Raw genomic sequence first — 12503 nt, forward strand, 5'->3', positions numbered from 1 at the left:
CTTTATTCTAAACTTTAAAATTATTCTGTTTCACCTTGACCAATTGTCACTGAAGTAACATAACCGTTCTCTACTTTAAATTGTAATTTGATTTTATCGCCATGATATACATATACACCATCATTAGAATCTGTACTTGAGTGTGGTAAATGATTTAATTCATCATTTGAATAAACATCTTTCATTTGATCTAAAGACAATGATTGATCTGTTACTTTAAATCTGATACTTGTAGCCGTATCCTCACTTGTTGTTCTAATTTCTTGATCATACACATGCTTGTATTCAATATTATCTTCATTATCTTGTTCAATCTTATAACCATTAAAATTTAACTGCCCATTATCCAAAGCATTAACAAAACTTTTAGTTGCAAGATAAGAAGCATTTTGACCGGCATTACCATTATGTACGTATTCATCTTGATTTAATGATGATTGATGATTATAACTCGATAAGTGATTGTCCCCATTAACCATTTGTTCAGCGTGTGCAACTTGCGAAAGTGAAAAAGCAATCGATGATGCTGCAAGTGTTAAACCCATCATTTTAAAACCTTTCATTTTCTCACTCCTATAAATTGTATAAAGTAAAGTTCTCTTGTACACGCTTAGTATATCAACTATAAAACAATATCAAACCTATATTTCTTATCTTCACACTTCTATCACTTTACTGTCCTAAAATAAAATTTTAAAGACGTTCAAGCAACCTAAGTGTTGAAAATAAAAAAGAGCTAGAGAATAGCTGCTTTAGCTATTATTCTAACTCTAAATTATAATTACAATGATTTAATTCTTGCTGTTCTTAGCTCGGTTAATTAATACTTGTTTAGCTGCTTCTTCTTCAGTATTGTCTAATTCTTTAGGTTCAAATGGAATGCCTTTACGTTCACACGCTTTTTCAAGTAAATAATCTGTCATTTCATGATTTTTAGGTAATACTGGACCGTGTAAATAAGAACCTAAAAGATTTTTGTAATGAATTCCTTCTTTACGATCAGTATCATTATTACCATAACCGTGAGTCACTTGTCCAAGTGTACCAAAGTTATGATATGTTCTACCGCCATGATTTTCAAAACCAACAATGGTTCCAAATGTATCACTTTCAATCACAATATCACCTGTTAAACGGTCAGTTCGTGACTCAGTATAGAAATCAAGAACTCCTAATCCCTCAAGTTCTGTTCCATCAGGAGTAATATACTTCGTTCCTAAGAATTGGTAACCACCACAAATTGTTAGGCCTGGCATGCCATCTTCAATTGCTTCTTTAAGTGAGGTTTTAATTTTACTGAGTTCTTTAGTTGCAAGAGCTTGCTCTCGATCACTGCCGCCACCAATGAAGAATATGTCGCAATTATCGAATGTTACACCATCTGTTTCATTAATTTCTAAAACATTTAATTTGATATTTCTCTTTTTAGCACGTTGTTTTAGTGCGATGATATTCCCAATGTCACTGTATAAATTTAATTTATCAGACATAAAATGATATACCGTAAGTTCATTCATTTACGACTGACCTCCTTCAAATGAGCGATTTAATTGCTCTAGCATCGGCGCTAAAGAAGTATAATTTGGAATAGCTACCGTAAATGATGTATAGTTCATTGTTTTAGCCGTAGCTTTATAGATATCATTCTCAACAATTATAGGAACATCCACTTCAGCAAGTTTTAAACGTAGTTGTAGTTCTTCAGCACGTGTACCAGTGACAATGATAGCTTCAATATCTTGATTGCTTAACTTCTCAAAGTCAGCATCGTAAATCCATGATGTATCACGGCCATCCGCAGCATTATCGTTCAAGCTAATTACATAAACTTTCTTACCTTCAAGCTGTTCACCAACTGATAAGCTAGCATTCATTCCTGCAGGGTTCTTAGCAAGATTTATCATTGCTTCTTTATTCCCTTTAGAAAAATATTGCATACGGCCATTGTCAGAAGTATATGTTTCAAAACCTTTTTGAATTGATTCGTCATTAAGTCCCAATTCTCTTAATACTGAATATGCCGCTAAAGCGTTAAATGCATTGAAGTCACCTGCAATTTTCATATTAAAAGTAAAATGATTAATCGTCATATTGATAAATGGTGAAACTTCAAAATTTGAAACTTCATATGTAGGTTCTTCACGTTTAAATCCACATTCACAATGATAATGACCAATTTGATTATAATGAATATAATCATACTGTAATAATCGCCCACAATTTGGGCAATATTTACTTTCGTTCATGGTGCTTTGTTCAAATTCATGTGCATGTGCTTTCATACCATAATATACAAGAGAATCACTTGCGATTTTCAATCGACTTACGAATGGATCATCAGCGTTTAATAATAATTTAATACCTTTATTGCTTATCGATTTCGCTATATTATTTACCATAATATCTATTTCGCCAAATCTATCCATTTGGTCTCTGAAAAAGTTTGTAAATACCATCATTGATGGCGTAACCTCTTTAAGAACTCGAGGTATTGAGCCCTCATCAATCTCAATGATAGCAATTTTAGTGTCTTTTGAAATTTGCATAATGAATGCAGACGTAATCCCTGCAGCCATATTTGCACCTTCATTATTATGAATAATTTTAATTTGATTTTCTTTTAAAGTATGCCCTATTAAGTTAGATGTTGTTGTTTTACCATTAGTACCACTAATAAATACGATATCATCAACTTGTTCAGACAATTTTCTTAATATATTTTGATCCACACGTCTTGCAATTTGCCCTGGCAAGTCTGTTCCCTTCTTACCAACAGCTCTGCTTGCCTTACGAGCTAACTTAGCCATGTGAGTTGCAGTCCATTGTCTCATGCGTTTCCTCCTCTTAATTCCACTCGCATAATTATAACATGTAAAGGGTATAACAAAAAAGATTCTCAATTCGAAAAGAATAGCCGTTTTACAGATTAGAATAATTTTAATCTGCAAATGAGAATGGTTATCTCTAGATTAGAATAATTATTATTTACTATTGAGAAAAGGTTTGTTATACTCATATATGTAATTAATTAATTCAATTTTTATAAGAGGTGATTGAGATGTTAAGTAAAGAATTACTTGAAGCATTAAACGAACAAATGAACCACGAATATTTCTCTGCTCATGCTTATATGGCAATGGCAGCTTATTGCGATAAAGAATCTTATGAAGGTTTTGCTAACTTCTACATTGAACAAGCTAAAGAAGAACGATTCCACGGTAAAAAAATCTATGATTATATTAACGATCGTGGTGAACATGCAGTTTTTGATACAATTAAAGCTCCTAAAGTAGAATTCTCATCTATTTTAGAAACATTTAAAGATGGTTTAGAACAAGAAAGAGATGTTACTAAACGTTTCTATAACCTATCTGATTTAGCGCATAAAGATAAAGACTATGCTACAATTTCATTCTTAAATTGGTTCTTAGATGAACAAGTTGAAGAAGAATCAACATTCGAAACACACATTGATTACTTAACTCGTATCGGTGACGATTGCAATACATTATACTTATATGAGAAAGAACTTGCTAATCGCTCTTTTGACGAAGAATAATTCGTAACTCTTGTCTTAAATTCAACAAGATATGATAACTATGACATTAACCTTAGTTATTAACATATCCTTATAGCCCAATCATGTGATTCATTAAAACGCATGGCTGGGCTAATTTTATATATATTATTTAAGAAAACATCTATAGAACTTACAAGAACTCACAAATTTTAACTAATGAAATTAGAGTTAGTTTATAAAAGTAGATCAAATTAAAACCACTTTACTAGGAAAGTAAAAAGAAGTGTTATAAAATATATAATTAAAGAATTTATATTAATTGAAAATGATACAGGAAGGAAAATATGAATGGCTGATAATGCTTTTGTAGCGTTAGACTTTGAAACCGCAAATGGTAAGCGTACGAGTATTTGTTCAGTTGGTATGGTTAAAGTCATCAATAATAAAATTACTGAATCATTCTACACACTAGTAAACCCCTTTGATTACTTTACTGAAACAAATATAAATGTTCATGGTATTAGACCTGAGGACGTTGAAGATGCACCAAGTTTTGAATATGTTTACCCTTATATGCTTCAATTCATAAATGAATTACCTGTTGTTGCACACAATGCGGCTTTTGATATGAATGTCTTACATCAGAGTTTAAAAAGCTTAAATATTGAAACACCTTCGATGACTTATTTTTGTTCATATCAGCTAGCCAAACGAACAATTGATGCTTACAGGTATGGTCTTAAGCATTTGATGAATCATTATCAATTAGATTTCCACGGTCATCATGACGCACTCAATGATGCTAAAGCGTGTGCAATGATTACATTTAGGTTACTCAAACACTATGATGATTTACCAAGTATGCTTTCAATCTACGGTAAGAATCTTAAAGATAAAGGCTGATTGTACACTATAACTAAGTGAACATCAGCCTATTTTTATATAAAATCATATATTGTCATATTTCGATAACTTGATTGCTCTAAATTTCCCACTGTTACGCCTATAAGTCGAATAGGTATATCAGGATCTTTTAAATCATTATAGAGTGTATAAGCTATATTATAAATGTCGTTTTCTGATTGAACAGAATCTCTTAAACTTGTTTGTTTCGATAACGTCTCATATTTAAAGGTTTTAATTTTTACTGTTACTGTTTTACCGGATTTCTGTAATTTGTTTAATCTTTCTGCAGTTTTACCAGAAAGTTCCCATACTTTCCTCAAAATTTCATCGTCATCATTTACATCAGTTGAAAAGGTGCGCTCAGTTCCTACTGATTTTCTCACTCGGGTAGCTTTCACTTCATTGTTATCAATACCTCTAGCTTTATTATATAAACCGCGGCCTCTTTTCCCGAATAGACGAATTAGTTCAAATTCATCTTTGTCGTACAAATCTTGCCCTATAAAGATGCCATTATCATGCATAACTTTCTTTGAAGCTTTCCCAACGCCAGGAAATTCACCTATGTCTAAATTCATTAATATCTCATATACATTTTGATAGTCTATAACGGTCATACCATTTGGTTTATTCATACCACTCGCTAATTTGGCTAAAAATTTATTATATGATACACCAGCTGAAGCAGTTAATTGCGTTTGTTCGTAGATATCACGTCGAATATAGTTCGCAATTCTAGACGCGGGCATATCTGGTCGAACAAGATGTGTGATATCTAAATATGCTTCATCTAATGACATAGGTTCTACAATTTCTGTGTAAATTCGAAAGATATCCATAATCTGTTGTGAAACTTCTCTATATGCACCAAAACGACTTGTTACGTAATATCCATTTGGGCAAAGTTTATGAGCTTGAGACATTGGCATTGCTGAATGCACACCATATTTCCTTGCTTCATAAGATGCAGTTGATACTACGCCACGATGACTCGCTTTACCCCCTACAATGACTGGTTTGCCTTTAAGTTGAGGATTATCTCGCATTTCTACTTGCGCAAAGAAATAATCCATATCAATGTGAATAATCCTTCTCTCTGCCAAAGTCTCACCTCACTTTCCATTTTTTAAAATAGCTTGATATTATTATACGCTTTAAATAAATATTTTACATGTATTGTGCACACTTTAAAATGTATGCTCTAGAATGGTTTCAATAATAAAAACCACCTGCTCGTCTATTTGAACAAGTGGTTAATCTATTATTCATGATTTGCTTGGGTTGGTTTACTTTGATATAAGTATAATCCTTCATCATATTTTTGAACGTATTTAAATTTACTAGTTAATGCAAGTGCTACTAGAAATACATCTATCATACAGTAACTCATATGTATACTAAACATGAAAATGAGTGATGAGTAAGAATACATTTGAATAAGTATAAGTAATGTTAAACTAATAATCACAAGTGGCGCTAACATAATTGTTGTAAATTGCCATCTATTAAAACATGTATTGGAGAATTGCATGATGATGGATCGTTTATTGTATTTAATTGAAGGTTTTTCATCTTTTGAAAATAGTATAAATAGTAATCTGTGAATAAGCTCATGAACAATTAATAATATAATAAAACCTATGAATCCATAGAACAGGTTCATCACTATATTTTGTTCAATCAGATGAGTCACTTTATAAGCCCATTTATAAGTAAATAATACGACAAATAATCCAAATACAATTTGCAATAAAATAAATCGCTGAAGTTGAAATTTATTCTCTGATAAATCTATTTTATGCACAACCAACCCTCCAATTCGCTATTTTTCAACCATAGTATACATCTTTTAATTTGGTTAAAAAAGACTCTTTTCAAGAAAGTAAGTTGCTTGTAATAATACCTTAACATTCAATACACATTTGCAATTAATTGTATTCTATCTTTGAGATTTTTTAATTCTCTTTGCGTTCAAATAAGGCCACAGTTTCTATATGTGTTGTTTGTGGGAACATATCCACTGGAGTTATTTCAACTAAATGATAATTATCTGATAATAATTGCGCATCTCTTTGTTGAGTAGATGGATTACAGGAAATATATACAATGCGTTTGGGATTTAATTTGAGCAACGTTTTAATAAACGTCTCATCGCAACCTTTTCTTGGTGGATCAACCATCACTACGTCAGGTTTTATTCCTTGTGCTTTCCATTCTAAAATAACATCTTCAGCTTTCCCACATTCAAAAGTCGTATTGTTTAATTGGTTTTTAGTCGCATTCTCCTGTGCGTCTTTAATAGCAGATGGTACTACTTCAACACCATAAACATGCTTAGCTTGAGGAGCCATATACAAACCTATTGTACCAATACCGCAATAAGTGTCTAATACAATTTCCTCTCCTGTTAATTGAGCATAATCAATCGCTTTTTGATAGAGTTTCTCAGTCTGGGCAGAATTTATTTGATAGAAGGATTGATCTGATATATTAAATGTAACCTCACTTAACTCATCAACAATTTTATCTTTACCATACAACGTTACAGATTGAGGTCCCATAATGACATTTGAATGCGTATCATTAATATTTTGTTTAATGCTTGTTATATTTGGAAATTCTGAGATAAGTTTTTGCACTAATACATTCGCATTTTTAAATTTCTTACCATTTGTAACAAAGATGACCATTATTTCATCAGTATGATACCCCGTTCTAATGACTAAGTGCCTCATTAAACCTCTTTTATTTTTTTCATCATAGATACTCATATTAAGTTCATTAAACCAATGTTTTACATAGTTCATAATATTTTGGTGTTGTTCATCTTGAATTAGACAACTATCCATATCGATAATGTCATGACTTCGTTGTCTATAGAATCCCATGATAGCTTTATTATCTTTATCTTTCCCTACTGGAATCTGAGATTTATTACGGTATCTCCATGGTTGTTCCATTCCTAACGTAGGCTGAATCGGTGTATCTTCGAAAGGACCTTTACGATGAAATAGATTAACAACTTGTTCTTTTTTCATATTTAATTGAGCTTGATAAGTCATATGTTGCAACTGACATCCACCACATTTGTAATAATATACGCAAGGAGGCTCAACTCTATCTTTACTTTTATTTTTTACTTCAAGAAGTTTACCAATTGCAAAATTCTTTTTCACTTTAATCAATTTGTATTCTATCTCTTCTTCTATAAGAGCATTAGGCACAAACACTGGATAACGATCAATTTTTACAACGCCATGCCCTTCATGCGTTAAATCGATAACTTTTCCAGTATGCACCTCATTCTTTTTTAATGTTTCCAAAATATTTCCCCCACATACAAAAAGGTTAGGATATCAATTCTGGGTCTCCTAACCTTCTTATTAATATTCTAATTGCTCAGTTATAGTTTACTGCTTTTCAGTGGTAATATCAGGTGTTGAACCATTATCTAATAATTCTTCATTAAAGACATCTTTAGGCGTAAATACTTCAATATGACGTTCTAAATTTAAGAAATTCGCTGGCAATTTACCACCATATTCACCATCAACATTTAATTGCATTTCGGTATATGATGAAATATTAATTGACTTAGCTTTTTCATAAATTACTTTAGGATGTTTTGTATGTTCACCACGGGAAGCTAAAGTCATGATATGTCCTAGCTCAGCTAAATTGGCTTTTTCCACAATAATTAAAGTGAAATATCCATCGTCTAATTTTGCATCAGGTACTAACTTTTCAAATCCTGCCATAGAATTCGTCAGACCAAGTAAGAAGAGCAATGCTTCCCCTTGGAATACCTTATTATCATATTCAATACGAATATCTACAGCCTTCATTTGTGGTAACATTTCAAACCCTTTAATGTAATATGCAAAAGGTCCAACAATAGATTTAAGTTTACTTGGCGTCTCATAAGAGACTTGAGTGAGTCTACCTCCTGCTGCCAAATTAATAAAGTAACGGTTATTCATCTTACCGATATCTACTTTAGTAGTATGACCCTCTATGATAATATCAACAGCACCCATAATATCATTTGGTAAATGTAATGCACGCCCAAAGTCATTGACAGTGCCCATTGGAATGATTCCTAATTTAGGACGATTTGGTTGCTCAGCGATACCATTAACAACTTCATTTAAAGTACCATCACCACCTGCTACAATTAACAAATCATAATGACTACTCAATGCTCTTTCCGCTTCTATTGTTGCGTCGCCAGCTTTCTCAGTAGCAAACGCACTTGTTTCATAGCCAGCTTTCTCTAATTTAATTAATACATCTGGTAATACGCGTTTAAATAGTTCTTTCCCTGATGTCGGGTTATATATAATTCTTGCACGTTTTCTCATAGTTAATCCCTCGACTTCATATACTCATACATTATATTAAATGATTTAAACATCAGTTAAAAGTATTTATTACTAATTCTCTCAACTTATCGACAATATTAATTTTAGAGAGGCTCAAAATGATTTTATTTTTAAGAATTTTAACATCAAAGATGTTTATTTGGATCTTTTAATCTAAAAAAGCTTCTATCACATGTTTGTTGACATGTAATAGAAGCTTTGAAAATGATATGTGACGGATTAGCGTTTATCTAATTCTTGTTTTAATAAACCATTAACTTTTTGAGGGTTAGCTTGGCCTTTTGAAGCTTTCATAATTTGTCCAACTAAGAAGCCCATAGCTTTGCCTTTACCGTTTTTATAGTCTTCTACAGATTGAGGATTATTATCTAAAGCTTCATTAACGAATTTTAATAACGTCGCTTCATCTGAAATTTGTACTAAACCTTTATCTTCCATAATTTGTTTAGCATCTCCACCATTTTCTGCAAGTTCTGGGAAGACTTTTTTAGCAATTTTACTACTCATAGTACCGTCTTCAATCAATTTGATCATTCCTGCAAGATTTTCAGGTGTTAATTGTGTATCTTGTAATTCGACTTGATTTTTATTTAAATATTCATTTACGCCACCCATTAACCAGTTAGACGTTAACTTAACATCAGCACCATGTTCAATAGCACCTTCAAAGAAATCTGACATTTCTTTGGTAAGTGTTAAGACATGTGCATCGTATTCAGGTAAACCTAAATCATTCACATATTTAGCTTTACGCTCATCTGGCAACTCAGGAATCGTTTGACGTACACGTTCTTTCCATTCTTCATCAACATATAAAGGTACAATATCTGGCTCTGGGAAATAACGATAATCATCAGAACCTTCTTTAACACGCATTAAAATAGTTTTACCAGTTGATTCATCAAAGCGACGTGTTTCTTGCCCAATTTCGCCACCATTAAGTAATTCTTCTTCTTGGCGTTTTTCTTCATATTCTAAACCTTTTCTTACATAGTTAAATGAGTTAAGGTTTTTCAATTCAGTTTTGGTACCAAATTCTTCTTGTCCATAAGGGCGTAATGAAATATTAGCATCACAACGTAGTGATCCTTCTTCCATCTTACAATCAGAAACACCTGTATATTGAATAATTGAACGTAACTTTTCTAAATAAGCATAAGCTTCTTGAGGTGAACGAATGTCAGGTTCAGAAACAATTTCAATTAAAGGCGTACCTTGACGGTTTAAGTCAACTAGAGAATAACCATCTTTATGTGTTGATTTACCCGCATCTTCTTCCATGTGAAGACGTGTAATACCAATACGTTTAGTTTCTCCATCTACTTCAATATCAATATAACCATTTTCACCAATTGGTTCATCAAATTGAGAAATCTGATATGCCTTTGGATTATCAGGATAGAAATAGTTTTTACGGTCAAATTTAGAATTTGTAGCGATATCCATATTTAAAGCCATTGAAGCTCTCATAGCCCAATCTACTGCACGTCTATTTACAACCGGTAATACACCTGGATATGCTAAGTCGATAACATTTGTATTTGAGTTAGGTTCAGCTCCAAAATGTGCTGGTGATGGAGAGAACATTTTTGAGTCTGTTTTTAACTCTACGTGAACTTCAAGTCCTATAACTGTTTCAAAATGCATGGTTTCCACTCCTTATAATTTTTCGTATGCGTCATGTAAGTTGTAATGTGTTTCATATTGATAAGCTACACGATATAACGTCTTTTCATCGAAAGGTTTACCGATAAATTGTAAACCAATTGGTCGTCCGTTAAATTGTCCGCAAGGAACAGAAATACCAGGTAAACCAGCTAAGTTAACTGGTGTTGTTAGTAAATCATTTGCATACATAGTTAATGGATCATCAATTTCTTCGCCTAAATTAAATGCAGTTGTTGGCGCAGTTGGTCCTACCACTACATCATATTCTTCAAATACTTTATCAAAATCATTTTTAATTAATGTTCTCACTTTTTGAGACTTTTTATAGTAAGCATCGTAGTAACCTGAGCTTAAAGCGAATGTTCCTAAGAAGATACGACGTTTAACTTCAGCTCCGAAGCCTTCAGATCTTGACATTTTATATAACTCTTCTAACGATTGAGCTTCTTTTGAATGGTAGCCATAACGGATGCCATCAAAACGAGCTAAGTTTGCAGATGCTTCAGATGATGCAATTACATAATAAGAAGGAATACCATATTTAGTGTTAGGTAATGAAACTTCTCCTACTTCAGCACCTAAAGATTTTAACGTCTCAACAGCTTCTTTAACAGACGTTTTGACTTCTTCACTTACACCTTCTCCTAAGTATTCTTTAGGTAAAGCTACTTTAAGACCTTTGATATCTTTACCAATATCTGAAGTGAAATCAACATCTTCTACTGGTGCACTAGTTGAATCATTTGCATCTACACCTGAAATAGTTTCAAGTACAATTGCGTTATCTTTAACGTTGCGTGTAATAGGACCAATTTGATCTAAAGAAGAAGCAAAAGCCACTAACCCAAAACGTGATACACGTCCATATGTAGGTTTCATACCTACGACACCACAATATGCTGCTGGTTGTCTGATAGAACCTCCTGTATCAGATCCTAAACTAAATGGTACTAAACCTGCTGCAACAGCTGCCGCTGAACCACCAGAAGAACCTCCAGGTACTGCTGTATGATCGAATGGGTTTAACGTTTTCTTAAAGTAAGATGTTTCAGTTGAACCACCCATTGCAAACTCATCCATATTTAATTTACCAATAAGTACGGCATTTTCTCCATGTAATTTATTCATTACAGTAGACTCGTATATTGGTACGAATCCTTCAAGCATTTTACTCGCACATGTAGTTTCTACATCTTTGGTAATAATATTATCTTTAATTCCCATAGGAATACCGAATAATTTACCGTCCATTTGATCCTTTGCTTGTAAATCATCTAGTTCTTCTGCTTTTTTAATAGCATTCTCTTTATCTAAAGCTAAGAAAGATTTGATAGTTGGGTCTGTTTCTTCAATAGCTGCATAAATATCTTTAACAACTTCAGAAGGTTTAATTTCTTTGTTCTTAATCATTTCTGTTAATTTTTCAACAGATTCATAGCGAATACTCATCTTAAGCGTCCTCCCCATTCATGATGGATGGCACTTTAAATTGTCCATCTTCTGTTTCTTTTGCATTTTTCAATGCTAATTCTTGAGGAATGCCCTCGATTGCTTTATCGTCACGTAACACGTTTTGTAAATCTAATACGTGATAAGTTGGCTCAACACCTTCAGTATCAGCACTATCATTTTGTTTCGCAAAATCTAAAATACTTTCTAAGGTATTAGCCATTTCTTCTGTTTCTTCAGAAGAAATTTGAAGTCTAGCTAAATTAGCAATATGTTCAACTTCTTCACGTGTAACTTTAGTCATTAAATAAAAGCCTCCTTAATACTCATTCATCATCAAATTGTATCAAATTTCGCTATAAAAATCTAAGTTTTTATAACGATGTTAGATAAAATAAAGGCTTGATATATCAGCCTTTATAAACTTCCTTAAATTAGGTTACATATTTAAGTTAATTCAATCTTACATAATAACATTCATACAACTTCTACTTTTAAATTTTAAATAATATGCAATTTTATACAATCGAAAGTTAATTTCAAACTTTCGAGTAAGCGCTTTCTATACTGGTATTAAA

General features: G+C 32.4%; 12 protein-coding genes. 2 read left to right on the forward strand and 10 right to left on the reverse strand.

Going from position 1 to position 12503, the window contains the following annotated elements:
* Window positions 1-20 precede the first annotated feature (20 nt).
* The 3 genes from HMPREF2706_RS06830 to HMPREF2706_RS06840 form a co-directional block, all read right to left on the reverse strand.
* The gene (locus tag HMPREF2706_RS06830; RefSeq protein WP_002435927.1) at window positions 21-563 is read right to left on the reverse strand and encodes an immunodominant staphylococcal antigen IsaB family protein; all 543 of its coding nucleotides are present in this window, start codon (window positions 561-563) and stop codon (window positions 21-23) included.
* Between the two features lie 228 nt (window positions 564-791).
* Window positions 792-1517, reverse strand: coding sequence for a lipid II isoglutaminyl synthase subunit GatD (locus HMPREF2706_RS06835; protein WP_002469718.1), 726 nt, complete (start codon window positions 1515-1517; stop codon window positions 792-794).
* Window positions 1518-2831: a lipid II isoglutaminyl synthase subunit MurT gene (locus tag HMPREF2706_RS06840; protein ID WP_002435902.1), complete on the reverse strand. Its 1314-nt coding sequence runs from the start codon at window positions 2829-2831 to the stop codon at window positions 1518-1520.
* Window positions 2832-3058: 227 nt separating this feature from the next.
* Here HMPREF2706_RS06840 and ftnA point away from each other — a divergent pair, with 227 nt between their 5' ends.
* A complete protein-coding gene (ftnA, locus tag HMPREF2706_RS06845) occupies window positions 3059-3559 on the forward strand; it encodes an H-type ferritin FtnA (protein WP_023350029.1) in 501 nt (166 codons plus the stop codon).
* Window positions 3560-3868: 309 nt separating this feature from the next.
* Window positions 3869-4423, forward strand: a complete 555-nt coding sequence (locus HMPREF2706_RS06850; RefSeq protein WP_070597655.1) for a 3'-5' exonuclease — start codon at window positions 3869-3871, stop codon at window positions 4421-4423.
* Window positions 4424-4458: 35 nt separating this feature from the next.
* Here the strand turns inward: HMPREF2706_RS06850 and dinB are convergent, their stop codons facing one another.
* The 7 genes from dinB to gatC form a co-directional block, all read right to left on the reverse strand.
* Window positions 4459-5529 (reverse strand): DNA polymerase IV, encoded by a 1071-nt coding sequence (dinB, locus tag HMPREF2706_RS06855; RefSeq protein ID WP_049427702.1) that lies wholly within the window; start codon window positions 5527-5529, stop codon window positions 4459-4461.
* Window positions 5530-5687: 158 nt separating this feature from the next.
* Complete coding sequence (locus HMPREF2706_RS06860; RefSeq protein WP_049427700.1) at window positions 5688-6230, reverse strand: DUF3267 domain-containing protein; 543 nt, start codon at window positions 6228-6230, stop codon at window positions 5688-5690.
* Window positions 6231-6381: 151 nt separating this feature from the next.
* A complete protein-coding gene (gene rlmD, locus HMPREF2706_RS06865) occupies window positions 6382-7749 on the reverse strand; it encodes a 23S rRNA (uracil(1939)-C(5))-methyltransferase RlmD (RefSeq protein WP_023350025.1) in 1368 nt (455 codons plus the stop codon).
* Between the two features lie 87 nt (window positions 7750-7836).
* Window positions 7837-8787, reverse strand: coding sequence for a diacylglycerol kinase (locus HMPREF2706_RS06870; protein WP_002435922.1), 951 nt, complete (start codon window positions 8785-8787; stop codon window positions 7837-7839).
* 240 nt (window positions 8788-9027) lie between these two features.
* Window positions 9028-10455, reverse strand: coding sequence for an Asp-tRNA(Asn)/Glu-tRNA(Gln) amidotransferase subunit GatB (gene gatB / locus HMPREF2706_RS06875; RefSeq protein WP_002435944.1), 1428 nt, complete (start codon window positions 10453-10455; stop codon window positions 9028-9030).
* A gap of 12 nt (window positions 10456-10467) precedes the next feature.
* Window positions 10468-11925, reverse strand: coding sequence for an Asp-tRNA(Asn)/Glu-tRNA(Gln) amidotransferase subunit GatA (gene gatA / locus HMPREF2706_RS06880; RefSeq protein WP_049427691.1), 1458 nt, complete (start codon window positions 11923-11925; stop codon window positions 10468-10470).
* Between the two features lies 1 nt (window position 11926).
* Window positions 11927-12229: an Asp-tRNA(Asn)/Glu-tRNA(Gln) amidotransferase subunit GatC gene (gene gatC / locus HMPREF2706_RS06885; RefSeq protein WP_002435888.1), complete on the reverse strand. Its 303-nt coding sequence runs from the start codon at window positions 12227-12229 to the stop codon at window positions 11927-11929.
* Between the last annotated feature and the right edge of the window lie 274 nt (window positions 12230-12503).

Source organism: Staphylococcus sp. HMSC067F07, from assembly GCF_001837405.1.
GTDB classification, from domain to species: Bacteria; Bacillota; Bacilli; order Staphylococcales; family Staphylococcaceae; genus Staphylococcus; species Staphylococcus capitis.